Raw genomic sequence first — 23,879 nt, forward strand, 5'->3', positions numbered from 1 at the left:
ACAGAACTCCCGAGCAGAGGTGAGAGGCAGGTGACCCAATGGGCCACCATTTGCCTCTTGTACTTAGCTTTCGATCTTAATTGTGCGGAAAGTTGACTGGCCAGCTCGGAAAAAGCGGATCGGCAACAGCTCATCTTTGGGGAGGTCATCGACCACCGTTTCGTAGTCGCTGATATCAGTCACTTCCTCAAAGCCCAGCTGGGCGATGATATCACCGCTACGCAGACCCGCCTTAGCACCTGGCTTGCCGGGAATAACCTGGCGCACAAGCACGCCAGTATCTACATTCCAGCGCTGCTTCATACCCTCCGGGATTTCCTCGACAACCACACCGAGGGGGCCACCCATCCTGGATACTGGCTGATTGGACGCCTGGCTGCGCCCTTCATCAGAACCAGGAAGAGAACCGACAACCACTTGTAGCTTTTCGGTTCTGCCCTTGCGCATCAGCTCCACGGGCACCTCGGTGCCGGGGCGAACCTGACCTACTACATGTGGCAGGTCTCCATGTACACCAATCTTGCGACCATCAAAACGGATAATTACATCTCCAGGTTTAATACCGGCCTCAGCCGCAGGAGTACCTGGACTCACCTGCTCCACTAGCGCACCAGAAGGTTTACCGAGCCCCATGGCTTCAGCCATATCACGGTCCACATTGCGGATACCAACGCCGAGCCAGCCGCGATCCACACGGCCCTTCTCTTTCAACTGGGCAACCACATCCTGGGCCAGACTCGCTGGGATAGCGAAAGACAGGCCTATAGATCCGCCGCTACGGGTATAAATCTGGGAGTTGATCCCCACTACCCGCCCATCGAGATTAAACAACGGCCCACCGGAGTTGCCAGGGTTGATCGCTACATCGGTCTGAATGAATGGCACATAGTTTTCGCGACTTTCATTGGGGATACTGCGCCCCATAGCACTCACGATACCGGCACTGGCGGAGTAGTCGAGGCCGAATGGCGAGCCGATCGCGACCACCCATTCACCCACCTGCAGCTCCTCTGAGTCCCCCCAGCGCACTGCCGACAGGTCATCGGCTTCGATCTTGAGCAGGGCAAGATCCGAGCGCTCATCGGTGCCTATCACCTTCGCCTCGTATTCGCGGCGATCGGTTAGCGTAACTCTCACCTCATCTGCACCATCGACCACATGGTTGTTGGTCACGATATAACCATCTTCAGAAATGATGAAACCTGAGCCCATGCTGGCCACTGGGCGCTGACGACGGCGTGGCTCGATCAGGTGACGGAAAATATCGGGGATTTCCTGCTGATACTGCGGCGAGTTGTTGCCGCGAGCCACTCGGCTGCGATCCACCGTGTTGATCTTAACCACCGCAGGAGAGTTTTCCTCTATCAGTTCGGTAAGTTCTGGCAGTCCGCGCGCACTAGCAGCGCCGGAAACCAAGAGACAGAGTACCAAGAGATATTGTGTACAGCGTTTAACCATAGGTTTGTTACCCCTAGTGTTCCCTTCTAATATGAAACCATTGGAATTTGAATCCCTTCCAGGGCATGCCTCGACGGAATGGCTCCGGCCCCTTTAGGGACATTCAGTAACGATTTAGTGGCTGTATAGCCACGAAAGTTCTGCCGCCTAATGTAAATCTGTGTAAAGGCCAGCGATGTCCAAACTGCGCCCACGCCCACAGCGAGGCCAATTCCACCTCCCCAAAGAACTGTACGGATACAGTGCCCTGGGCGCACCACTTTTTTATTTTCCCGCTCAATCCGGCCACAAACCGGGCCTGGTGATGGCCGGCACCCACGGCGATGAAGTCGCAGCAGTGGTAGCACTCTCTTGTGCATTGCGCTCACTCGCGACGAACCAGCTCAAACACCATGTGATACTGGCGGTAAATCCCGATGGTTGCCAGTTGGGTACCCGCTGCAATGCACACGGCGTGGATCTGAATCGCAACTTTGCCACAGAGAACTGGGACGGCGGCGGCAATGTTTACCGCTGGAATAGCACAGCAGATGCCCGCGATGTCCAACTCGGTACCGGCAACAGGCCCGCCTCCGAGAGCGAAACTTCCGCGTTATCCCAGTTGATTACCAAACTGGCGCCCCCTTGGACGGTATCCATCCACGAGCCCCTGGGCTGCGTGGAAGACCCCGACAAAACTGCTCTGGGAGCCTGGTTGGCCGAAGGTATGCAGCTGCCACTGGTCGAACAGCTAGGCTACCAAACACCGGGCTCTTTCGGTACCTGGTGCGCCGAGCGCGCCCTGCCCTGTATCACCGTGGAGTTTCCACCAATCTCCGCTGATGCAGCCAGTGAAGAATATCTGGATATACTGATCGACCTGATTACTTACGACCAATAAACCCTGCCAGCAGTAAAGCGCAGTGGGGGCTCGGCATCCCTCGCCAGCCAGGTGGGGCCATCCAAATCCAGGTAGCGCGCCTTTGACCCCAGAGGCCAAGCTGCACGTATTGCCCGCGAGGTACACAACATACAACCGAGCATCAGCTCAAAACCCTGCGCGGATGCCTCCTTCGCCAGAGCCTCAGCCTCACGAATCCCCCCGGTCTTATCGAGCTTAATATTGACCATCTCATAGCGCCCCTTCAGGCGCGGCAGGTCAGCTCGGGTATGGCAGCTCTCATCGGCACAGATAGGAAGTGGATGGGGAAATGTGGAGAGAAATTTATCGTCGTCCGCAGGCAAGGGTTGCTCCAGCATGGCAACTCCCAACTCCGCCAACTGCTGACAGCGTTCGATCAGAGTGATGCTCTGCCAGGCTTCATTGGCATCAATCACCAACTGGGCACTGGGCGCAGCGGCACGTACGGCCGCCACCCGCTCACAGACCAGATGATCATCCAGCTTGAGCTTTAACACTTGCACTCCATGGGATACCGCATTGTCCGCGGCCATAGCCATGGCCTCCGGGCTATCGATCCCCAAAGTCTGTACGGTGGGCAGGGAATCGGGACCGGCAAAGGGCACATTATTGTACTTCGCCTCCCAGTCAGCCAGCGCGCAGTCGAGGGCATTGCGCGCGGCACCAGCGGGCAATCGCGACGCCAAAGCACTCCGCTTCAAACCGGCAGCCAGCTCGGAAAGCAAGGGTTCCAGCTGCTGCACAACCGATTCAGGGCTTTCGCCATAGCGGGCATAAGGGGTGCACTCTCCAATACCCACGCGGCCTTCCAGCTTTACCTCTACAACGACGACTTCTGCTTCAGTGCGAGCTCCGCGGGAGATAACAAAGGCCGTGCGCAGGGGCCAGCGCTCTATATAGCAGCGGGCCAACATGGAAAGACTCCGATTAAACCTTGGAGTTATCAGTTTAGGTTCTGTTATGAATGCCCGCTGCTGGGCTCTATGCGCAACAGCACCGGGGTAAAAGTGGGATTGGCAGCTTGGCGGCGACTGTACCAACGCACGCCGAGAGCACCGCCCAGCAGGCCCATTAGCGCGCCTATAACGGCGCCAGCCTCAGCGAAAAAATAGTCCCCCAATAGTGCGACAAGCACCAGGGAAACCAGGGGTAACAAATAAACCAGCAGGGTACTGCTGGTAAGGGCACTCTCAGTAATGCCGATTACGGCGGTATCATTCAGGGAAATTTTATCGGCCGGGTAGCCGTTCAGAACTGCTCTCACTCGCGTGGAAGAAGAAAAAAAGTCACCAAGTAGACCAGTGCCGCAGCCAGACTTGGCCTCACAGCCATTGCAGGCGCTGCGCTGGATTGTTTCAACCCAGACAGCGTCGGATTCTATGGCGACAATACGGCCGCGCTCTTCAAGCACGGCACTCAGCCTTTTTCAGCAATAGAACTGGCTACTCTGCGCGCCGTGGCATCGGGGATTTCCCCAACGACAGTAACGGTATAAGCGACGCCATTGACTTCCATTCGGTCCATATAGGCCACTGTCGCACCGCGTATGGCTCGGCCTTTAAAATCCTTTAGCTCAGGTCCAAGGCGTTGCACAAACACGGTAAATACGCCTAGCCCATCACTAAAGACCATCATATCGCCATCGGAAAGGGGTTTTACCGATACCACCTTGAAACCTTCCGGCAGCCAGCGTACTTGCCAGCGACTCTGGGAGGATTCGCAGCTAGTTCGATTATCAACCCGTCGCGCATTATTGGAGACCGCCTCCAGGGCACCATCCTCTACCGGCGACAAGTCTAGCTGTACAAACTGGTAGCGCTCCAACACTCGACCCTGGGTGCTCACCAACATAGTTTTAAGGGGCAGGCCGGTTTCCCGGTCTAAGCTGACCACCAGCCCGAGCCGGTAGCGATCCCGCGGCCTGGCCTCGATCACTACTGCATCGCGATCGGCAATACGCTCCTCGCCACGCAAAATAAACTGGTAGGCGCGCTGAACTTGCTGCTGTCCCACCGCATTCCATAGGGTAGCCCGAGCACTGGGCGAAACACCGTAGTCACAATTGCTGCTGCTACCGTGGCTAATCAATTCTCGCGGCTCGCCACTGAGGTAGCGCACACGCTCTACCTGTTCTCCGTCGCGGACCGCGTGTACCACCTGCAGGGTTTCAAGCATGCCGGCGTGCTCAAAGGTGACCAGCCCGCTGTATTCCAGCTCGGCAACCGCCTTGGCAAGCTTGGCCAGCCACTGCTCTACCTCATTACCGGCAACCGCTACCGACACAGCACCAGGACTGGCCAGAGCTTCTGCAGAGAGCACTGTGGGGTCGACAGCCGGAGGCTCCGAGTTGGCGGTAGTCAGGGCATCCTGTTCACTGCTCGGGTTTGTCACCTCAGCAGCAGAAGCTGCCGCCTGGGTGCTGGCCATATCGAGGTTTACGATACTCGGCGCACTGGGTTGGATAGCATTATCGGTGCTGGCTGTCTCCTGAGCGATCGCCAGTGGCGCCAGCAGTGAGGTGGCCAGTAAGAGATTACTGGCCCTGCGAATTCCAATACGGATAAGACTCCCCCTGAAAACAGCTTTCGTCACGCTACATACCAACTTGTTCGCCGTAGGTCGCGCGGGCAAAAGGCACCATGCCCTGGCTGCCGACATGCGCGGCCTGTTCTGAGTGTTGCATCATTACGCGGTTCAGATGGCGCATCAGCTCCGGCGTAGGCACCTGCTGAATCACCTGCTGGCCAACCACACCGCGCTGCTCGGGTACAAAGCTCGGAGTGGCTGTGCTCACTGAGCGAGTAGATGGTGCCGGCACATAAAAACCGGATGGCTGCGGGGCAGATTGCACTACCGGCTGTGCCGGGCGCTCAACCTCCGCCATCAATTCCACACCCTGGCCCTGCACTGGGCTCTGCTGTGTATCGGTAATCTGTTGAACCCCAAGAATTGCAGCAAATGCTACAGTGGCCGCTACCGCACCGCGTGAAAGCGGACGCCACCAACGGTTATTGATCAACCCATTGGCCGCCACGGCACCACCACTCCCCGTTTGCGACAAGGGCTCTTCGAGATCAATTGCCGCAGAGATGTTCGCAGCGAGACTGCTGTTCACAGGGGCAACCTGTTCGCGGCGCATTACACTCGCCGCAAGTTGGTAGCGTGACCAGCGCTCACCCAACTCTTCAGAAGCCGAAGAGGCTTTTAACAGCCGCTGCAACTCCAACTCGCTGACTTCGCCATCCATAAGCGCCGAGAGCGACTCGTTGAGACGTTCCTGATGATTCCCGTGGGACATAGGGGTTAACCCTCTTGTGCAATCATTTATTCGGTGCCCACACGCACCATAGTTGGTATGAGATAAGACCGGGCTCTCGGCGGTTGGTTTCCCCAGTTGGGAAAATTTTCCGCAATTTTAACCCCGGTCACCCAGTGTTTCCGGCTCACCGGCCATCACGGCCTGGACTGTCCGGTCAATAGCTTCCCGTGCACGAAAAATTCTCGAACGCACTGTGCCTACCGGGCATCCCATGACCTCGGCGATCTCCTCATAGCTCAGTCCCTCAAGCTCTCTCAGCGTAACCGCTGAACGCAGATCCTCTGGCAGTGCGCGAATGGCGCGATGCACCGCAGATTCAAGCTGGTCACGAAACATCTGGTTCTCAGGTGTTTCGTTATCCCGCAACAGATCGGCGCCGGAGTAGAACTCGGCATCCTCAAGATCCACATCGGAAGACGGGGGCCTGCGGCTACGGGAAACCAAATGATTTTTAGCGGTATTAATCGCAATCCGGTACATCCATGTGTAAAAAGCGCTGTCGCCACGGAAATTGGCGAGCGCCCTGTAGGCCTTAATAAAAGCCTCCTGAGTGACATCCTGTACCTCACTGTGGTCCTTGATAAATCTGCTGACCACAGCAACAATTTTGTGTTGATACTTGAGTACTAACAGGTCAAAAGCGCGTTTATCTCCCTTTTGAACCCGCTCCACCAGCTCACGGTCACTCGTTGACGCCTGATGCGCTGTCATCCCCAACTCCCATATCCAGCCACACTGCGGGCACCACAACGATTTAATGAGGGGCTGCCGGCGCAGGCGTTTCTTTTACTGTGTTGAAGACACTGACAATAGGACATAAGTTCCACGTCAAATCGACGAATAATCAGGAGGCGCTATACTACGCGACCCTTAAAGATAAATGAAATCTATGAATGCCCCGGTAAACTACGACGTTCTCGTCATCGGCAGCGGCGCCGCTGGCCTCACCCTGGCCCTGCATCTCTCCGCCAAATACCGCGTAGCCTTGCTTTCCAAGCAGCGTCTGCAGGACGGTTCCACCTGGTTCGCCCAGGGGGGCATCGCGGCAGTGTTAGACGATATGGATTCGGTGGAGTCACATATTGCAGACACATTAGACGCGGGTGCCGGACTCTGCCACCCATCGTCTGTCCGCTTTACGGTAGAAGAGAGCACCGCAGCCATTCGCTGGCTGATTGACCAGGGCGTGAGTTTCACCCGCGAGGGCGAGGACTACCACCTGACAAAAGAAGGTGGGCACAGCCATCGCCGTATCATTCACAGCGCCGACGCCACGGGCAAAGCCGTACATAGCACCTTGCTGGTGAAAGTACTCAACAGCCCCAATATTGACTGCTTTGAACATCACGTCGCCATTGATTTAATCCGCCAACCGGACCCCGAGAAAGGGCGTTTTCGCTGTGCTGGCGCCTATGTGCTGAATAAAAATACTGAAGAAGTCGAGCTATTGCAGGCCAAGGCGGTGATCCTCGCCACCGGTGGTGCCAGCAAGGCCTATCTGTATACCAGTAATCCAGATGGTGCCAGCGGCGACGGCATTGCCATGGCTTGGCGCGCCGGCTGCCGGGTGGCCAATATGGAATTCAACCAATTCCACCCCACCTGCCTCTACCACCCCAAGGCTAAAGCCCTGCTGGTTACAGAAGCCCTGCGCGGCGAGGGAGCACAGTTGAAACTGCCCGATGGCAGCCGCTTTATGGAACGCTTTGATAAGCGCGGTGAACTAGCCCCCAGGGACATCGTCGCCCGTGCCATTGACCATGAAATGAAACGCCTTGGTGCCGACTGCCTCTATTTGGATATCTCCCACAAAGATTCCACCTTTGTACGTGAGCACTTCCCCACCGTGTATAGCAACTGCCTGAAGTACGGCATTGATATCACCAAAGAGCCCATCCCGGTGGTGCCTGCCGCCCACTATACCTGCGGTGGAATTATGGTAGATCAACACGGTTGCACCGACCTGGACCAACTCTATGCCATCGGGGAAACCACTTTTACCGGCCTTCATGGCGCCAATCGCCTAGCTAGTAACTCCCTATTGGAATGCCTGGTATACGCCCGTTCTGCCGCCCTGCATATCGACGAACATCTCGACTCGGTGCAAGCACCGCGCAAGGCGCCGGAGTGGGACGCCTCGCGAGTTACGGACTCCGATGAAGACGTTGTGATATCCCACAACTGGGATGAGCTGCGGCGCTTTATGTGGGACTACGTGGGAATCGTGCGCACCCGCAAGCGCCTTCTGCGCGCTCAGCACAGAGTAAAACTCCTGCAGCGGGAAATTCGCGAGTTTTATGCCAATTACCGCATCACGAATGATCTAGTGGAACTACGCAATCTGGCCTTGGTTTCCGATTTGATCATCCGCTCGGCTCTGGACCGCCGCGAGAGTCGGGGCCTGCACTACTCTCTCGACTATCCAGATCTCAGAGAGCTTGCCATGGATACGGTGCTGGTACCGGAAAACTACGCCAATCAGAGGCAATTTATCTGAACACAGGGGTATGGGTGGGCAGAGCCCACCCTAGCGCGAATAGCGCAAAGCCACCTGCAATCTGCGCCAGTCGTCCCGATTGAGCGCGTCCCGCGCCAAAACCAAGCAAAGAGAGGCGCCCATCTGATCACGCCCACGGATTACCAGCAACCACTGCCACACTACCAGCTCACCACAAAACTCAAATTCTCGTTCCACTCCACTTTCAGTACGCCAAAACCAGCGGCGGTCTCGGGTTGATAAGATTCCGCTCATCCGCTCCAGACGACGCTTTTCGACAAAGGCATAGAGGCACACAAGCAGCACTGCCGACCAGAAAAGCCAGGAAGGGAGGTCACTCAACCACAACAGCATTACCGCCTGCCCTGTGGCAAGTAATAAAAAGAGAAGAAGGAGAGGCGATCGCGCAACCACGCAGCTCAAGCGTGCGCTGCGCTCAAAAATTTGAGGCGGCGGTCTACTGCTGTAAACCGGTGTTGTCACGGATGATCTGTACTATGCGCAATAGCTCCGGGTCGGCCGGATCTTCACGGCGCATGAACCAGGCAAACAGATCCTGGTCCTGCTCGTCCATCAGTCGCACATAACGCTGTTGATCTTCGGGCTCCAGGGTCTCGTAGATATTGTCCAGAAACGGCAGCAGCACCAGATCTAACTCCAACATGCCGCGGCGGCTGGCCCAAAACAGGCGGTTGCGATCCATACTTCATTTCCAACCAGATTAAAGTGCGCAGTATACCTGCTAGCTGAGCAAACTTGAAAAGGGGCGCTGTAATCCCCAATTAATGCCACCAAGACAACCGGAGGTGGCAACACTATGGACCAGCAACAGTGGCAGGATTTTCTCAGTAGCGAAGGCGCCATTTGGGAAGGCGGCAGGGCCCACTTCCCCCTTACCAGCAATGATGACCGCCAGGGCTTACATCTTATCGACCTCGGCCCCGTGGGCGCCGTTTCAGTAGTAGGCCCCGATAGTCAGAAGTTTCTGCAAGGCCAGCTCACTTGCGACCTTGTAAATCTACCCGACGGGCATAGCACACTGGGTGCTCACTGCAACCCCAAGGGACGCATGATCAGTGCCTTTAGTGCCCTTAAACTCTCCCAGAGCGAATTTATACTCCGCCTACCCCGCAATCTCGCCCCAATCGCCCAGCAGGCGCTGGCGAAGTATGCCGTATTTTTCAAGGCGGAACTTAGCGACACTAGCGATAACTCCCATTGGCTAGGCCTACAGGGAGAGGGTGTTGCGGAGCAGGCGGCACAACTACTGGGCTTCGAGGCCCCTTCTCCAGGCCAGGTAGTGACTTTCGATTTCAGTGGCGAGCGCTGTATCGCCCAATCGGTCAATGAGTTCCAATTGGCTCTGCTTAGCCCCAGCGATAAAACACAACAACTCTGGCAAAAACTCTCTCCCCATAGTGAAGCCACAGGTTACGACCAGTGGCAAAAGGGGCAGATCGAAGCCGGCATCCCCCAGGTTGATGCCACCACTTCTGAGATGTTTATCCCACAGATGACTAACCTGCACCTACTTGGCGGTGTGAGCTTTAAAAAGGGATGTTATACCGGCCAGGAAGTTGTTGCCCGCATGCAGTTCCGTGGCGCCGCCAAGCGTCGCCTATACCGTGCAAAATGTGAAGGTGGTGATCTTCCAGCCAGTGGACTGGAAATTTTTGCCGACGGACAACAAAGCATCGGCAATCTGCTTGAAGCCTGCCACAGCGAAGAAGGCATAGAATTGCTCGCCGTACTGACAATCGCCAAAATTGCCGCTGGCGAAACCTTAAAGTTGAAAGATGGCCGCGCCCTGGAGATTCAAGATTTACCCTACGATGCTGATGCCGACCCCTTAGCATAAAGCTAATTACCCAGCTGATACACTTTTGGCAGATAGACCGGTATACAGTTCATACCGGTCTCAGGCAGGAAACACCTTCCCACACTGCCTTTAGGCAATATTGATAACCATTGCCTCCATAGGCCTGATAATCCACTCAGATATTAGGCGAAATATTCACAAAGTGATATTCCCCGTCGCCGCTTCCACATTCAGGCCACTAATTAATAAGCGCTTTCCTAATACGACATGTAACTTTTACACCAAATAATTACAGCTATTTCCACAAAAATATTTTGCCTTTTTCCGCTAATCTTATTCTGCTATACCCAAAACTTACACAGGCAAAGGGATGACTCCACTGAAAGAGATGAGCCAGATTATCGTTACTCTTGAATCCTGTGTTGTGCTGGCAGGTTTCGCGGCAATCGTAGGCACCCTTCAGCCAAAAAAAACCAGGAGAATCACCAAGGGAAGAATTGTCTCCCTCGCCATGATAATTTATATCAGTCTAGTTAATGCTCTCCTCGCCGCTTTCACCCTAATACTTGCAAACTTTGGCATTAGTGATCAAACCTTATGGTCTGCAAGCAGCTTTGCCATGAGTTTGGCTACCGCTTTCTCCATTACTTATTTATGGATAAAAAAGCGCCTTAGGACAGTTTCCAAAGTAGCGAAAATTATTTACTTTGCGCTCTTTGGAGGCGCAGGGTGCATGGTAATTATCAACCTCTTAAATGCCTTTGGACTTGGCTTTAACAAAGAATACGGACCCTACTTCCTATCATTTGTTTTTAATTTGTTTATTGTTGGTTATGCCTTCACTAGACTGCTTATGCGACCTCTTTGGGCAGTAGTAATAGAAAACGAACAACAACATGCAAGAAAGAGTCAAGCCGGCACAAGGTAGCTCTACCAAAACAGATAAGAATCACACCCGACTCTCAAGGGCATATAAATTGCCCTTAACAACCAAGCGTACTTCATCCACCGAGAAGTACCTACCTTACCAAGAGCCCTCAATAGAAAGTTTCGGCATGTAACAGAAACGAATGAAACCCTATAAAGTCTGCAAGCTACTAAAAAACATAAACTATCCTTTACACACCGATACCCCCCTCACAACATAACATCTCTGCCCAGGGCAACAGCGGAAGATGGATACACTGCCGGGACAAATTGAACAACTGCTACATATTATCGAAGTCTCCATTATCCTGGCAGGTTTTGCAGCTATGGTTGCAACTTTTCAGTCAAGAAAAATGGAAAGTATCTCCAGAGGGCATGTCGTCTCTCTCGCCATGATTGTCTATATCAGCTTGTGTAGCGCCTTACTCTCCGCTTTTTCACTTATCCTTTTAAATTTTCATGTCGAGGCTAAGCATGTCTGGTCTATCAGCAGCAGCCTTATGGGAATAGCCACCATGGGGTTTATTGCTTATTTGTGGAAGAAAAGACATTTTAAGTTTGTCTCCCCCATAATGAAATTCACCTACTACGGACTTTTTGGCATAGCTTCTTCCATTGTCATCATAAGCACTCTAAATGCAGCCGGGATAGTTTTTGAAAGAGAGTTTGGGCCGTATTTTCTTGCTTACATATGTAATTTGTTTTTTGTCGGCTTCGCCTTTGCCAGGCTCTTAATGCGGCCTTTATGGAAGTCCGTTGAAAAGAAAGAAGCCAGCCAGCCTCATAGCGAGCGTGCAAGGAGGCGCCGTTAACCACACCGGGAAGCCTCTGAATAATTCATGAAAAAATATTTTTTAGTAGATCCAAGATCTTAAGGAATCTGCTTCACAGTAAAATCAACAGCTATTTGAAGAACCAAGGACCCCATACCTACTTTTCAATTGATAGATACGGGATCTATGGGAACTACCCAGCTGTAACTTCAACTATTTACCAGGGCTGCTCTTCACCAAGGTGAATAAACTGACCGTTAGGGCCGTCACTATCAATCAAGGCAAGCTCCACAACAGTTCTCGCCCCTTCGGTCACATCCATTGGCGCCGCGCTGGTACCCAAATCGGTTTTAACCCAACCCGGGTGTGCGCTGTTTACCTTAATACCAGTATCTGCAAGACTTTGGCTCAAAGAAACTGTAAACATATTAAGCGCAGCCTTTGACGCATTGTAAGCGAAGGGCTTCACTGCACTCCAACCAGAGTTCTGGTCAGCATTCACAGCTAAAGAACCCAGAATACTACTCACATTCACGATACGGCCAGCTTTACTCTTCTTTAGCAGTGACAGAAGATCTTGCGTTAGACCAATTTGAGCGAATACGTTAATGCTAAAAGTGGTGTTCAGATCCTCCTGCGAAACTGTTTCACTATTGTTCTGGCCCCACTCCCCCTCAACGATAACACCGGCATTATTCACCAGAATATCCAGCCGACCATATTGTTCCGCAATCTTTTGAGCAGCTCGTGCCCTATCTTCAGCTTTGGTAATATCCAGCTCAATAATATCAATTGGTGCCACCTCACCATTCCAAGTAGCTTGAACGGCCTCTAATTTCGCTTTATCTCGACCAGACAGGATTACTTTGACTCCCTGGTTAGAAAGCTGCTTGGCAGCCTCAAGACCAATTCCTCGATTTGAACCGGTGATCAATGCAATTCGATCGTTAGACATGGTAAATCTCCTGTGAGTTAGGTTGCTTCAAACACAGGAGCATTCTATTATTCGAGCAAATAGAAACAATTATATAAAAAGAAAATGAATGTTCGCGAATTGGAAACAATCAGCCTTAGAACTTTATCTGTTTTTGTCCATGTCTGTAGGACATTAAACCTATCGCTGGCTGCAGATCAGCTAGAACTTCCTAAGTCAACAGTTAGTAAGGAGGTTTCAAGACTGGAATCCCACCTGAAAGCCAAACTATTGGATCGTACCACCCGGCGTGTTGCACTGACAGAAGTGGGGGCTATTGCCTATGACCGGGCTCTGCATTTGATAGAAGACTTTAAAACCATGCAAAATGATGTGCTGGTAATGGATCAGCAGGTCCAAGGCTTATTGCGAATCTCAGCCCCGCCAGCCCTGGGTGAATTTCTCTCCAAGAGAGTTTTACCCACTTTTTTGAAGCGCTGGCCAAAAATTACCGTCTCCCTAAACCTCACTTACGACTTTGAAGACCTCTTCTCCCAAGGCATTGACCTCGCGTTTCGTGTTGGCGACATACATGATGAGCGCCTGATTTCCAGAAAGCTTGGCAGTTCAACGCGAATTCTCGTAGCCAGCCCTGAATATCTCACCACACAGGGAAAACCACAGCAGCCCAGCGACCTAATAAGCCATAACTGCCTGAGATTTCAATTTAACCCTGGAGATACCGAGTGGGCGCTAACCTCTAAACAATCGACAATGACTTTACCCGTTAATGGGAATTTCTTTTGTGCTAATATTTCAGCCCTGAAAAATGCGGCAGTCAATGGGCTGGGAATTGCGCAATTACCAATCAACAATATTATGGAAGAGTTAGGCAAAGGCTCACTCGTTAATATTCTTCCAGACTGGCATGTTCCACCAATGGACATTCATGCCGTTTACCGCCAGGGACTCAATAAACCCAAGAAACTCGCTGCATTGTTAGACTTTCTTAAAGAGGAAAAAAATTTATTTAATTGGAGTATCTAGCAGCATGAAGGGAAACCTATACGGTCAACCACCAATCGCCCCTCACCTTTATCGCCACCAGAGTATTCCCTAAGAGTATTTTGGGCTGAATTTTTAACCTTATCTCAAACAACATTACAACAACAAAAGTCCTCAAAGGGCTCCGCCCAAAATCATAATCCCAATAGGCAAAATTCTTTGCATTTAGGATTTTTCAGGGAAATACCCAGTAACCCTACCTCTCTAAAAACAAGTAACAAAATCAACCAAATACAACATACCTAGATCTGACAGGAAGACTCTATCCTTCTCACCTTCTCCACAGTTGGAAAGCCTGTCACCAACCCCCTAACCGTAGATTTTGTGACAGCAAATAAAGATTTATTGTTTTTAAGGTGTCTGACTAACTCTTTTAAAGGTTTCCCCTTCTGGCACAAAGCCTGCACAGCCGAATAAGTCCCATGAGACCATATACCAAAAACTAAGCATATACAGCTATTTTTATGGTAAGGATTTTCTGCAAAAAAGATAAATCCGTAATCTTCGGTAATTGATCCTTTTAATGTATTCGACCTATAAACACTCTCATCAACCTCATCAAAAGCAGATCGACCCAAAAAATCCATCTTGAATTTTGCATCTAACTTCCTGGTAAGCAACAAATCACGACTCACAGAATTTACAGCTGGCCCCCCGATACAAATAAAACTTTTTTGATCACCAGTGAAGTTTCTAGAGTCATGACATATTACTTTTTTCCTTGGAAAGGCTTTTTCAATAGCTTCTTTTAGAAGCTGCATCCCAACAGCCTCATCATAAGGCAAAAACAACACATTATCCGGAATCTGGCTTTGCCTATTGGCAAAATCAGAAAAAAGTGTTTTTTGTTTTATTAGAGGAAGCACCACATGAATCTCAGAGTCAGACTCACCAAAAAAATCAGCCCATAACTTTCTAAAAGCACTCGTATCAATTGTTTTCTTTAGAGCCGCCCCAGAACCAATAAAAATTGTAGTGAGGAAGGCCTCCACAAATGGCGCTGAGAGAAAATCCAAAATAGAATCGACTAAGTCGGTCAGCATTAGCGGCACTGGCTCCCCCCAATTAAGTCGTCAGATTCATAAAGCTTTCACGCAGCACTAGCCATACATATGAGATTAAACTTCTCATAAGCCCTGATAAAAAACTGCAACATTTCAGCCAAAATCATTATAGACAGTTTATAAAAAAGCAGATAACCCCCATCTGTGCGAGAGAGCCCTTCAGGCACTTAAATACACCAACGCAAAGGTTTTACTAGGAATAACCTTAAACACTTACAAATACTGCTCAACTTAATTGACCTAATATGCCCAGCCTACATTTAACAATCGTAAGCTGGGTTTTTATTTTTAGAAATGATTTTTATCGAAGGGGGGCAGCTATTAGACTTCTACAGCAACTCTTTTTAACTGATTTTCTTCTGGCAGGGCCCATTCAATGGGCTTTTCACCTCTCTGCTGCAACCAGTGGTTAGCTTGAGAGAACGGCTTAGTGCCAAAAAAGCCACGGTGCGCTGAGAGAGGGGATGGATGAGGGGCGCGTAGTACCAAGTGCTTATTGCGGTCAATAAAACCGCCTTTCTTCTGTGCGTAACTACCCCAGAGTATAAACACTAGGCCTTCACGCTGCTCCGCCAGCTTATGGATAGCGGCATCGGTAAACTGCTCCCAACCGCGCCCCTGATGGGCACCAGCTTTACTGTCCTCTACAGTGAGGGTGGCATTGAGTAGCAGCACTCCTTGTTCTGCCCAGGGTTGTAGGCAACCGTGGTGCGCTGGAAGTATCCCCATATCAGAGTGCAATTCTTTGTAAATATTTTGTAACGATGGCGGGATTCGTACGCCGGGCATCACAGAAAAGCATAAACCGTGCGCCTGGCCTATCCCGTGATAGGGGTCCTGCCCCAAAATCACCACTTTCACCTGATCAAATGGGGTGGAGTTGAAAGCGTTAAAGATCTGCCCACCGGGTGGATAGATGCGCTTACCAGCCTCTTTTTCTCCCCGCAGAAACTGACGTAATTCCGCCATATAAGGCTTCTTGAACTCCTCGCTCAGCACATCGTACCAGGAGGGGTGAATCTTAACTTTTTCCGGAACCGGCATTATCAAACCTTCAGAATCTTTTTTACGTACTTTTGCAACTCGGGCACCACAGCCTCTTCAAACCAAGGTCTTCGCCGCAGCCAAAGTGTGTTTCGCGGGCTCGGGTGGGGCAAAGGGAAATACCCTGCGGGCAGGGCATCGCGGTAATGGCGCACATTCTCTGTAATATTGCCATACCAATGCGGCAGGTAGTGTCGCTGGGCGTATTGTCCCACCAACAGCGTGAGTTGCAAGTGAGGTAGCTGTTGCAGCAAGCGCTTATGCCAGGTGACAGCACACTCCGGGCGCGGAGGCAAATCACCTCCTTTACCTCGCCCCGGATAACAGAAGCCCATGGGAATAATGGCAATCTGGGATTCATCGTAAAAGATATCCCTATCGATCGACAGCCACTCGCGCAGACGATCACCAGAGGGGTCATTCCATGGGATACTAGTGGCATGAACCTTAGTTCCCGGCGCCTGACCAATGATCAACAAACGAGCAGATTCTGCCGCTCGCAGCACCGGATTAGCTCCCAGTGGCAGGTGATCCTCACATAGACGACAAGCGCGTATCTCCTCCAATAAGGTTGGTAACTTCTCGACGACCACCTATTGCGCCCCTTCGGGATAAGCTAGATGTAACAGAAGCGCCCTGCGATCTTGAGGGTCATGTATACGACTGATATTGTCGTTGTCAAATACTATAAAAATGCCCGTATCGCCCACTGCCAACCCATCGCCTTTGCCCCCAGTGCGGGATACTTCATAGCCCAATTCAGAGGAGTTCTCTTGCTCCCAATAATCCAGGCACCACTGCGCCTTCAAGCTAGGTAATTCTCTCCGACATACCGCAGACGCATTGGGCTCCAGAGTAAACAGCGCGCCATCATAATAGGACAAACCCGCCAGGTTCTCTGATTGTCCGCGAAAATTTAGCCCCTCTACAGCCGGCGGTGTAAAAATTTGCACTCCCCCCTTAGGGCCAAGCTTAACTAAAGCACGGGGATCACGCTCTAGCACCATCCAAAAATCATCGCCAACTTTCTGTAAGCCTACGCCTGATAGATTGTACCCCTGCATATAGCCCTGAGCCTTAGCTGTGGTCGACCACATATTTTCCAGCCAACGGCCCTGCCCCTGCATATCAACTTCGGCAATGCGGTTGTAGCGCTCACTCAATAAATACAAATTATTATCTACACAGCTGATGGCTTCAAAATCCATTGCCGCTGCCGGTCGGGTAAGATCCAATAAAAAGTACCATACGTTTGTCGGCCGATCTTTCTTTGGAACATTCAAACCAGAGAGTGTGACAAAGGGCTCCAGCTTGGCATGAACACCCTTTAAAACGATCTGATAAACTTTCTCTGACTTTTTATCTGAGATAGTAAGAAGTCTGCCATCACAAAAAGTTAAACCAGAGAGGCTCAATCCTGCGCTGGCATTTACCCAATAATGCTGTACTTTTTTAGCGGGAATAATGTCAGCAGCCATCGCTGAAGGCACCAACAAACTGATAAAGAAAAATAAAATTCGCTTGATCACGATTTTTCCAATCCATCGAGAAATGAATGAACTAAAAGGATAATTAGTGATTTGGCGCATTCTTAGATCTTCTAATTCACCGTTTACCTTTCAGAGAAATGGAAAAGTCTCTCTCCATAAAGCCGCTGCCAACATACTCTAGATCGCTAATCACTAGGAAATAGCATAGCCACCATAATACCCATCGACAATTTTTGCGCTACAAGGAGGATAATACGATACCCGATTTAGGAGGCAGACTAAACCCAAGCCAAAAGTTGGCAAATAAAAGGAGAGGAAATGAAAAGAGTTCGACGCCGAGCGCAATAAACGTGACGCCGAAATTTATCGGCATAGTGCCAATAGAGCTGCAATTAATTTGCCATTTCCGGCATTGCAAGGTGTAGCAGTAACGCGCGCTTATCTTCAGGCTCTTGCGCACGGCCAACATTGTTATTGTCCAACACCACAAAAATGCCCTTCTCGCCCACAGCCAATCCCTCACCTTTTCCATAGCGCGTTTCCTCATAAACACGCTCTGGAGACTCTTCAAGCGAGCGATAATCCAGACACCACTCCGCCCGTAGACTGGGCAATACTCTGCGACAAACTGCGTGCGCATTGCGCTCCAAGGTATAGAGGGCGCCGTTAAAGAAGTCCAGGCCGGCTAAATCCTCAGAGCGATCAGCAAAATTTAAACCCTCTACCTGTGGCAAAGTGAATGCGCTGGCTTCTCCATCTGAATCCAGCTTCAACAGGCCCCTTGGCTCACGCTCCATCGCCACCCAGAAAGTATCACCAGCTTTTACCAGGCCCTCACTGGAAGCGTTGCTCTTTTGTAAGAAACCTTGAGATTTGGCTTCACCCGACCAGATATGCTCTTGCCAGCGCGCATTCCCCTTTGGGTCCACCACGGCAATGCGATTGTAATGCTCACTGACCAGAAAGATCTGATTCTCACCACAACTAACGCCCTCAAAGTCCAGATCTTCCGCGGGGCGGAAAAACGCTTTAAAGCTCTCCCAGACATTAACAGGCTCGTCACGTTCCGGCACTCCTAGACCACTCAAACGCAAAAAGGACACCAGATCGGCGGAACCTTCGCTGAGCTCTAATGAGTAAATCTCTCCAGAATTCTTATCGGAAACTGCCAGCAACTTGCCAGCACAAAAGCTTAGGCCAGAAATATCCAGACCTTCGCTATTATCCACCCAATAGCTGGCTTGCAGCTTGGCGGGAGAAATCTCCACTGCCGCCAGCAAGGGGGAGAACAGCACGATAGCAATGCCAGAGAGATAATTTTTGATCACTGTGTAACCATTTAATCGCGGAAGTTATTAAATTGCAGTGGCTGTTCCAGTTCCTTACCACGAAGTAAGGCTATTACCTGTTGCAGATCATCGCGCTTTTTCCCGGTAACCCGCACCTGTTCACCCTGAATAGCCGCTTGCACCTTGAGCTTTTCATCTTTGATCAGCTTAACGATTTTTTTTGACAATTCTTTGTCCAGGCCATTCTTTAGGGTCACTCCCACTTTAACCAGCTTACCAGACTGCTCTTTTTCACCTACATCCATAGCCAGCGGATCGATATCACACTTGATCAAGGCACCACGCAGCATATCCACCATTTGATCTACTTGCATATCCACCTCGGCACGGACTACCAGAGAGAAATCACTCATCTCCACTTCCGCATCCACGCCTTTAAAGTCAAAGCGATTGGTAACAGTGCGGTTTACCTGATCCACTGCGTTAGTCAGCTGGTGCTTGTCTACTTCAGATACAATGTCAAAAGAAGGCATTAAATTCTCGGCTCCTATTTCCAGATTTGCGGAGTAATCTCCGTATTGTGATCGTTATCGGCCAACCAAATATGGCCGTCTTGAATGGTGATACTGAAATCCATATTGCGCTCAACCATCTGTGCCAATTGCTCAGTGGTGTCCGCAGCGAGATGGAAAATCCTAAGGTTGTCAAAACGTTCGAGCTGATTCTCCAGCTTTTGCCACCAGATCGGTGCGGCACGACGCCCGTAACTGTATACCAAAACCCGCCCGGCACGGTTACAGGCCTTGCGCAAGCGCTCCTCGGCTGGAAGACCCACTTCTATCCATAGGTCGATTTCTCCACTGAGGCTCTTTTGCCATAAATCCGCCTCCTCATCAGATGAGAGGCCTCGGGTAAACTCCAATAAATCGGATGCATTGTGTGCAAACGCCAATAAGCGCACCATCATACGCTCATCTGTTTCTGAAGGGTGGCGCGCCAAGGTCAGCTGATGTTCCCCGTAGTAGTCACGGTCCATATCGGCTATTTGCACCTTGGCTTTGAAAATTGTTGCTTTTAGTGCCATTTCGGCTCCATCTCTACGCCACCTTCAGCACTACAACTGAGGCGGACTATTCTTGGTTGGTTTACGGAAGAATAAGGATATTCCGCATGACCTCTGCTACCGGCAACAGCCTGCCAATTTGGCGCTGCACCATGCTGTGTCTGATGGCAAGTCTCATCAGTGGCTGCGGCGTAAACAATATCCCCACCTATGACGAACAGGTAAAAGCCGCCTGGGCTCAGGTGGAAAACCAGTACCAGCGTCGCGCAGACCTAGTGCCTAACCTGGTGAAAACCGTTCAAGCCTATGCCGGGCATGAACGGGAAACCCTTCAGGCCGTAACCGAGGCGCGCGCCAAGGTGAACTCACTTCAGCTGGACAGCAACCTGCTCAACGATCCGGTCAAATTACAACAGTTCGAAGCCGCACAGGCACAACTCTCCAGCGCCTTGTCACGGCTGCTGCTTGTGGTCGAGCGCTACCCCAACCTCAAAGCCAATCAAAACTTTCTCAGCTTGCAATCCCAGCTAGAAGGCACCGAAAACCGCATCAGTGTCTCGCGCCGGGATTATATCCAGGCAGTGCAGCGCTACAACCGTGAGATTCGCACTTTTCCCGGTCGTATTTGGCACGCACTCCTATATCGAGATATGTCTTTGAGGGAGACCTTCCAGGCCACCAGCGAAGAGGCCGAGAAGGCTCCGGAAGTCAATTTCCAGTAGGCCGCCGGGAAACCCTTATGACACGCTCCCTTCTGACCTTGTTGACGCTCATTACAGCATTACTGGCTTTGGCTCTATGGGCCGAGGTACAGCTCCCTCCTCTATCCGGGAGGGTGGTGGATAAAGCTGAGCTACTAACTGCTGAAGAGAGATACAAACTTACAGAATTGATTCAGCAATACGAATCTGAGAGCAGTAACCAACTGGTGGTGGCCACCCTCCCAGAGCTCCAGGGTATCACCATAGAGGAATACGCCAATCAACTGGCAAGGGAGTGGAAGCTGGGCCACAAGAAGAAAAACAATGGAATTCTCTTCTTGATAGCTCCCAAAGAGCGCAAGCTCCGAATTGAGGTTGGCTACGGCCTCGAAGGTGCTCTCACCGATGCGCTATCTGCCAATATTATTCAAACCAAGGTTCTGCCGGAATTCCAGAAAGGGAGTTATGCCGGTGGAATTAATGCCGGCGTGAACTCAATTATTGCCGCCACCAAGAACGAATATGTGGCCGAACCGATCGAGACCAAGGAGGGCCGACGCCTGGCCTTTGTAGTTGGGCTATTTCTCTTACTGGTAATGCTGCATCTGTTTGGTAGCTCGGTCCTCAGCTCACCAATTCATGGGCGTAATTATAAACGCGGTCGCTTTGGCGGCTACTATGGTAGCGGAGGCTTTGGTGCGGGGCACCCTAGAGGAGGCTTATCCGGGACTGGCACAGGCGGTGGATTTAGTGGAGGAGGTGGCGGATTTGGCGGAGGAGGTGCTTCGGGAGGATGGTAATGCTTAGTAATAGCTATCAACGCCAGGTGGCGGAGGCCATCAAAGAAGTGGAGACCCAAACCGACGCGGAGTTGGTAGCTATTATCGCGCGGGAAGCCGATAACTATTTGTATATCTCCACCCTTTGGGCTGCCTTCTTGACCCTGCTGTTATCGCCACTATTCCAATTCCTACCCTGGTGGCTCAGCTTTCAGCAAGCCTTTCTGCTACAGTGGGTTCTCTTTATCGCGCTGGCATTACTGTTTCGCTGGCGGCCGATAACCATGCGCCTTGTACCCAAAAAGATCAAATACTGGCGCGCCTCAAACCTAGCCCGCCGTCAATTTCTTGAACAAGAGCTGCATAGCACCAAAGATCGACTGGGTCTGTTGATTTTTATTTGTGAAGCGGAGCACTATGTAGAAATTCTGGCAGATCGCGGCTTGGCTCAGCATGTATCCAACGACAACTGGCAGGTTATTATCGAGCAATTTGTACGGGAAATTAAGCGCGGTAAGGCTGGGGAAGCACTGTTACTCTGTATTTCCCAATGTGGAGACTTATTAAAAGATGCAGCCCCCTGTAGTGCTGTGAAAGATGAGTTACCCAACCACCTGATTCTAATTAACTAACCTAATTTACTGCCCTACTTACCCTTCAGACGTGATTTTAACGCCACAATACTTCTATACCTACGCTTTAACAACTCCTTCTACTAAGCTGCTGTAAAGGAGTAATAATCCCCATGAAAAATTAAAGCTTATGGTGATTATGCACGTATAAAAACCATTAAAAGTGAAAACTAAACCAGATAAAAACAAAGTCAGCCACGCCAATTTAACAGGGCTTGGCAATTAATATTAAGCTTAAAGAATGCCAAATAAAAACCTCAATATCCGCATGAAAGCATCCAGCTCACAAAAAAGTCCAGCGCCAAATACTAGTTACGCCTGTAACTACGGTGATCCCTCGCAACCAAAAAACTAGAAAACCTAATGAGAAAGATCTTAATTACAATTTGGCTATTCATATCGGCTTCACTGTCCTCCACTATCTGCGCCGATTATATCAATCTCACCGGTGCGGAGACTGCACCAAATATTGCAGAAATAGAGATACTCAATAACAATCTTTACATCAGCCTAGAGGTTTCTGCAGCTGATGCGAACGCGTTTTGGCCGGGAATACCACCTACAAAGAGTATTTATGAAATAGCTAGACTTGCTCTTGCACAAAAAGAGATCGCCATTGAGGTGCACTCCCCAGAGGGTAAAATTGAGCCGACTATAACCTCTGTCAGAATTGCCGAGAGAAAACCGAGAAACTCACCTTTTGCGGGAAGAATAGATCCAAGGACAGGCCTGCTAAGGCCGAATTTTCCAGCCGACAAAACCATACTGTTGGCAGATATCGAGTTTCCAATTAAAGGCTTGAGCAATCTGGAAATACGTCCACCACTGGATTCCGATGGGGCTGTCTTAGCCACAATAGGATTTACTAGTCAACACGGCCACACATCAGTAAGCAGTTTTCAATATTTGTCTCAAATAGAAAAGCTGAAAATTGATTGGGGAGATCCTTGGAATACTCGCTTTGAAAACCAAGCTATAAATCGGCACAATCGCTATCCCCTTAGATCTTTCCTCTATGTGGAACCTCGTCAGGTTCGCCACGAAATTTTATTGCGCCCAAGAGATTTATTACAATGGACCGACCAACCCTTTGATGCCTGGAAGCCCCTTACAGCCAAGCGAAGAAAAGAGTTAAGAGTAACTACAGAGGAATTCCTACAGAAAAAAAATCCCACTAGCATCAACCAAACGCTGGTTGAACCTATCAGCACGGAAACAGTTTTTCTCAAGGCAAACGATACAGGCTTTACCACAATAGGAGAGCATGAGCGGATCGAGATAGGTTCATTACTGATCGGTTACCGGGAAAAATATCATGTTAAGGAGCTACCACAAAGTGTTACTATCGACTGGAACCTCTTTACAGAGTCTATCAAATCAGTTCCCACACTCATACAAGATCCGGCTGGTCCTTTCCCAACACATGTTATGCCGGACTTTCCCGACATTCAATGGCGCAATTATTTATATGATTACCGTGCTCCCAATAGTGATCCAATCCCCATTGAGAATACCATAGCGGCCATACCCATGGCGGTGCTTTTCTCCTTCTGCTTTGCAGTATTTTTCATTCTCACCTTGCGAAGCAAAAAGGTTGAGACAAAAAACAAACATCCGATACTCTTTTACGGCATTGTGATTATTTGTGCCGTACCCATTTATTACACCCTTCCAAGTGAACTGCGCATCCCCCTGCCCGGCACCATAAACAAGCAAGAAATAAAAGAAATTACCGAGACAATACTTGATCGCCTTTCCGCTGCCTATGAAGAACCTCAAAGTGAAAAATTAAACGACCAGCTTGCCAATCTAGTAAGCAGCGAAAAATTTGATTTTACCGTCGCAAACTTGTCACAAGTTTACCAACCTCTAACCAACAGCGGAAATAAGGGTTCTATTAGATCTATCCGTGACCTGGAAATTGAGCATGCAGATCAAATGATCCTGAACGGAAATAAAACTTTTAGAATTGTTGGGAAGTGGCATTCAATGATTGAAGATTACAGCTGGGGACATATGGAGCAATTACCGCGAGAAACTCGTGCAAGTATAGAAATAACCCAATCAGACAAGTATTGGAAGATATCCGCCTTTACACCACTATCTATACGATAAGCTTGCCACTAGAGTTGGTAACCAAGTGCT

The 23,879-nt window shown here is 50.3% G+C and carries 26 protein-coding genes; 10 read left to right on the forward strand and 16 right to left on the reverse strand.

Annotated elements, in window-relative coordinates; translation table 11 throughout:
- Positions 1-63: 63 nt before the first annotated feature.
- On the reverse strand, positions 64-1,458 hold the full coding sequence (locus ACJJIJ_RS11575) for a Do family serine endopeptidase (protein WP_444937466.1): 1,395 nt from the start codon (positions 1,456-1,458) through the stop codon (positions 64-66).
- A 175-nt stretch (positions 1,459-1,633) separates the two neighbouring features.
- Here ACJJIJ_RS11575 and mpaA point away from each other — a divergent pair, with 175 nt between their 5' ends.
- Positions 1,634-2,338, forward strand: a complete 705-nt coding sequence (gene mpaA / locus ACJJIJ_RS11580; RefSeq protein WP_444909102.1) for a murein tripeptide amidase MpaA — start codon at positions 1,634-1,636, stop codon at positions 2,336-2,338.
- On the opposite strand, the gene ycjG is transcribed toward mpaA, so the two are convergent.
- The 5 genes from ycjG to rpoE form a co-directional block, all read right to left on the reverse strand.
- Positions 2,326-3,273 (reverse strand): L-Ala-D/L-Glu epimerase, encoded by a 948-nt coding sequence (ycjG, locus tag ACJJIJ_RS11585; RefSeq protein ID WP_444937467.1) that lies wholly within the window; start codon positions 3,271-3,273, stop codon positions 2,326-2,328. The two genes, mpaA and ycjG, sit on opposite strands and share 13 nt — an antisense overlap.
- A 44-nt stretch (positions 3,274-3,317) precedes the next feature.
- On the reverse strand, positions 3,318-3,770 hold the full coding sequence (locus tag ACJJIJ_RS11590) for a SoxR reducing system RseC family protein (protein WP_252082567.1): 453 nt from the start codon (positions 3,768-3,770) through the stop codon (positions 3,318-3,320).
- A gap of 5 nt (positions 3,771-3,775) precedes the next feature.
- A complete protein-coding gene (locus tag ACJJIJ_RS11595; protein WP_252082569.1) occupies positions 3,776-4,951 on the reverse strand; it encodes a MucB/RseB family sigma factor regulatory protein in 1,176 nt (391 codons plus the stop codon).
- A gap of 1 nt (position 4,952) precedes the next feature.
- A complete protein-coding gene (locus ACJJIJ_RS11600) occupies positions 4,953-5,657 on the reverse strand; it encodes a sigma-E factor negative regulatory protein (RefSeq protein WP_252082571.1) in 705 nt (234 codons plus the stop codon).
- Between the two features lie 117 nt (positions 5,658-5,774).
- The gene (rpoE, locus tag ACJJIJ_RS11605) at positions 5,775-6,389 is read right to left on the reverse strand and encodes an RNA polymerase sigma factor RpoE (RefSeq protein WP_226647383.1); all 615 of its coding nucleotides are present in this window, start codon (positions 6,387-6,389) and stop codon (positions 5,775-5,777) included.
- Positions 6,390-6,567: 178 nt separating this feature from the next.
- On the opposite strand from rpoE, the gene nadB reads away from it, so the two are divergent.
- Positions 6,568-8,175 (forward strand): L-aspartate oxidase, encoded by a 1,608-nt coding sequence (gene nadB, locus ACJJIJ_RS11610; RefSeq protein WP_444937468.1) that lies wholly within the window; start codon positions 6,568-6,570, stop codon positions 8,173-8,175.
- A 30-nt stretch (positions 8,176-8,205) separates the two neighbouring features.
- On the opposite strand, the gene ACJJIJ_RS11615 is transcribed toward nadB, so the two are convergent.
- On the reverse strand, positions 8,206-8,658 hold the full coding sequence (locus ACJJIJ_RS11615; RefSeq protein ID WP_444937469.1) for a protein YgfX: 453 nt from the start codon (positions 8,656-8,658) through the stop codon (positions 8,206-8,208).
- A complete protein-coding gene (locus ACJJIJ_RS11620) occupies positions 8,633-8,878 on the reverse strand; it encodes an FAD assembly factor SdhE (RefSeq protein WP_252082577.1) in 246 nt (81 codons plus the stop codon). The genes ACJJIJ_RS11615 and ACJJIJ_RS11620 overlap by 26 nt, the downstream gene beginning before the upstream one ends.
- A gap of 114 nt (positions 8,879-8,992) precedes the next feature.
- Here ACJJIJ_RS11620 and ygfZ point away from each other — a divergent pair, with 114 nt between their 5' ends.
- The 3 genes from ygfZ (at position 8,993) to ACJJIJ_RS11635 (ending at position 11,733) form a co-directional block, all read left to right on the forward strand.
- A complete protein-coding gene (gene ygfZ, locus ACJJIJ_RS11625) occupies positions 8,993-10,033 on the forward strand; it encodes a CAF17-like 4Fe-4S cluster assembly/insertion protein YgfZ (RefSeq protein WP_444937470.1) in 1,041 nt (346 codons plus the stop codon).
- 331 nt (positions 10,034-10,364) lie between these two features.
- Complete coding sequence (locus ACJJIJ_RS11630; protein ID WP_444900231.1) at positions 10,365-10,922, forward strand: hypothetical protein; 558 nt, start codon at positions 10,365-10,367, stop codon at positions 10,920-10,922.
- 247 nt (positions 10,923-11,169) lie between these two features.
- Entirely contained in the window at positions 11,170-11,733 is a 564-nt protein-coding gene (locus tag ACJJIJ_RS11635) for a hypothetical protein (protein WP_444900230.1), read from the forward strand.
- A 178-nt stretch (positions 11,734-11,911) separates the two neighbouring features.
- Here ACJJIJ_RS11635 and ACJJIJ_RS11640 read toward each other — a convergent pair whose 3' ends face one another.
- Complete coding sequence (locus tag ACJJIJ_RS11640; protein WP_444937471.1) at positions 11,912-12,649, reverse strand: SDR family oxidoreductase; 738 nt, start codon at positions 12,647-12,649, stop codon at positions 11,912-11,914.
- A gap of 84 nt (positions 12,650-12,733) precedes the next feature.
- On the opposite strand from ACJJIJ_RS11640, the gene ACJJIJ_RS11645 reads away from it, so the two are divergent.
- The gene (locus tag ACJJIJ_RS11645) at positions 12,734-13,654 is read left to right on the forward strand and encodes a LysR family transcriptional regulator (RefSeq protein WP_252082588.1); all 921 of its coding nucleotides are present in this window, start codon (positions 12,734-12,736) and stop codon (positions 13,652-13,654) included.
- 260 nt (positions 13,655-13,914) lie between these two features.
- Here the strand turns inward: ACJJIJ_RS11645 and ACJJIJ_RS11650 are convergent, their stop codons facing one another.
- From ACJJIJ_RS11650 to ACJJIJ_RS11680, 7 genes are all read right to left on the reverse strand, one after another.
- Positions 13,915-14,715 carry a hypothetical protein gene (locus ACJJIJ_RS11650; RefSeq protein WP_444937472.1) on the reverse strand — a complete coding sequence of 267 codons (801 nt, stop codon included), beginning with the start codon at positions 14,713-14,715 and terminating at the stop codon, positions 13,915-13,917.
- Positions 14,716-15,057: 342 nt separating this feature from the next.
- A complete protein-coding gene (gene ung, locus ACJJIJ_RS11655; protein WP_252082592.1) occupies positions 15,058-15,780 on the reverse strand; it encodes a uracil-DNA glycosylase in 723 nt (240 codons plus the stop codon).
- A gap of 2 nt (positions 15,781-15,782) precedes the next feature.
- Positions 15,783-16,373: a uracil-DNA glycosylase family protein gene (locus ACJJIJ_RS11660; protein ID WP_444902788.1), complete on the reverse strand. Its 591-nt coding sequence runs from the start codon at positions 16,371-16,373 to the stop codon at positions 15,783-15,785.
- Complete coding sequence (locus tag ACJJIJ_RS11665; protein WP_444884208.1) at positions 16,374-17,309, reverse strand: YjiK family protein; 936 nt, start codon at positions 17,307-17,309, stop codon at positions 16,374-16,376.
- A 353-nt stretch (positions 17,310-17,662) separates the two neighbouring features.
- Entirely contained in the window at positions 17,663-18,598 is a 936-nt protein-coding gene (locus ACJJIJ_RS11670; protein WP_444937473.1) for an esterase-like activity of phytase family protein, read from the reverse strand.
- A gap of 11 nt (positions 18,599-18,609) precedes the next feature.
- Entirely contained in the window at positions 18,610-19,092 is a 483-nt protein-coding gene (locus ACJJIJ_RS11675; RefSeq protein ID WP_252082598.1) for a YajQ family cyclic di-GMP-binding protein, read from the reverse strand.
- A gap of 14 nt (positions 19,093-19,106) precedes the next feature.
- Positions 19,107-19,643, reverse strand: coding sequence for a YaeQ family protein (locus ACJJIJ_RS11680; RefSeq protein ID WP_444937474.1), 537 nt, complete (start codon positions 19,641-19,643; stop codon positions 19,107-19,109).
- 86 nt (positions 19,644-19,729) lie between these two features.
- Here ACJJIJ_RS11680 and ACJJIJ_RS11685 point away from each other — a divergent pair, with 86 nt between their 5' ends.
- The 4 genes from ACJJIJ_RS11685 (at position 19,730) to ACJJIJ_RS11700 (ending at position 23,849) form a co-directional block, all read left to right on the forward strand.
- Positions 19,730-20,344, forward strand: a complete 615-nt coding sequence (locus ACJJIJ_RS11685; protein WP_444884205.1) for a LemA family protein — start codon at positions 19,730-19,732, stop codon at positions 20,342-20,344.
- A 17-nt stretch (positions 20,345-20,361) separates the two neighbouring features.
- Positions 20,362-21,123, forward strand: coding sequence for a TPM domain-containing protein (locus ACJJIJ_RS11690; RefSeq protein WP_444884204.1), 762 nt, complete (start codon positions 20,362-20,364; stop codon positions 21,121-21,123).
- On the forward strand, positions 21,123-21,734 hold the full coding sequence (locus tag ACJJIJ_RS11695) for a TPM domain-containing protein (RefSeq protein ID WP_444937475.1): 612 nt from the start codon (positions 21,123-21,125) through the stop codon (positions 21,732-21,734). The genes ACJJIJ_RS11690 and ACJJIJ_RS11695 overlap by 1 nt, the downstream gene beginning before the upstream one ends.
- Positions 21,735-22,097: 363 nt before the next feature.
- Positions 22,098-23,849: a hypothetical protein gene (locus tag ACJJIJ_RS11700; RefSeq protein WP_444937476.1), complete on the forward strand. Its 1,752-nt coding sequence runs from the start codon at positions 22,098-22,100 to the stop codon at positions 23,847-23,849.
- The last annotated feature ends 30 nt before the right edge of the window (positions 23,850-23,879 follow it).

The organism is Microbulbifer mixtoriginis (SeqCode), assembly GCF_052467945.1.

Coding starts and splice junctions, on each gene's coding strand:
- ACJJIJ_RS11575 (WP_444937466.1), bottom strand. CDS start 1,458: ATGGTTAAACGCTGTACACAATATCTCTTGGTACTCTGTCTCTTGGTT.
- mpaA (WP_444909102.1), top strand. CDS start 1,634: ATGTCCAAACTGCGCCCACGCCCACAGCGAGGCCAATTCCACCTCCCC.
- ycjG (WP_444937467.1), bottom strand. CDS start 3,273: ATGTTGGCCCGCTGCTATATAGAGCGCTGGCCCCTGCGCACGGCCTTT.
- ACJJIJ_RS11600 (WP_252082571.1), bottom strand. CDS start 5,657: ATGTCCCACGGGAATCATCAGGAACGTCTCAACGAGTCGCTCTCGGCG.
- rpoE (WP_226647383.1), bottom strand. CDS start 6,389: ATGACAGCGCATCAGGCGTCAACGAGTGACCGTGAGCTGGTGGAGCGG.
- nadB (WP_444937468.1), top strand. CDS start 6,568: ATGAATGCCCCGGTAAACTACGACGTTCTCGTCATCGGCAGCGGCGCC.
- ACJJIJ_RS11620 (WP_252082577.1), bottom strand. CDS start 8,878: ATGGATCGCAACCGCCTGTTTTGGGCCAGCCGCCGCGGCATGTTGGAG.
- ygfZ (WP_444937470.1), top strand. CDS start 8,993: ATGGACCAGCAACAGTGGCAGGATTTTCTCAGTAGCGAAGGCGCCATT.
- ACJJIJ_RS11630 (WP_444900231.1), top strand. CDS start 10,365: ATGACTCCACTGAAAGAGATGAGCCAGATTATCGTTACTCTTGAATCC.
- ACJJIJ_RS11635 (WP_444900230.1), top strand. CDS start 11,170: ATGGATACACTGCCGGGACAAATTGAACAACTGCTACATATTATCGAA.
- ACJJIJ_RS11640 (WP_444937471.1), bottom strand. CDS start 12,649: ATGTCTAACGATCGAATTGCATTGATCACCGGTTCAAATCGAGGAATT.
- ACJJIJ_RS11645 (WP_252082588.1), top strand. CDS start 12,734: ATGAATGTTCGCGAATTGGAAACAATCAGCCTTAGAACTTTATCTGTT.
- ACJJIJ_RS11650 (WP_444937472.1), bottom strand. CDS start 14,715: ATGCTGACCGACTTAGTCGATTCTATTTTGGATTTTCTCTCAGCGCCA.
- ung (WP_252082592.1), bottom strand. CDS start 15,780: ATGCCGGTTCCGGAAAAAGTTAAGATTCACCCCTCCTGGTACGATGTG.
- ACJJIJ_RS11675 (WP_252082598.1), bottom strand. CDS start 19,092: ATGCCTTCTTTTGACATTGTATCTGAAGTAGACAAGCACCAGCTGACT.
- ACJJIJ_RS11680 (WP_444937474.1), bottom strand. CDS start 19,643: ATGGCACTAAAAGCAACAATTTTCAAAGCCAAGGTGCAAATAGCCGAT.
- ACJJIJ_RS11685 (WP_444884205.1), top strand. CDS start 19,730: ATGACCTCTGCTACCGGCAACAGCCTGCCAATTTGGCGCTGCACCATG.
- ACJJIJ_RS11690 (WP_444884204.1), top strand. CDS start 20,362: ATGACACGCTCCCTTCTGACCTTGTTGACGCTCATTACAGCATTACTG.
- ACJJIJ_RS11695 (WP_444937475.1), top strand. CDS start 21,123: ATGCTTAGTAATAGCTATCAACGCCAGGTGGCGGAGGCCATCAAAGAA.
- ACJJIJ_RS11700 (WP_444937476.1), top strand. CDS start 22,098: ATGAGAAAGATCTTAATTACAATTTGGCTATTCATATCGGCTTCACTG.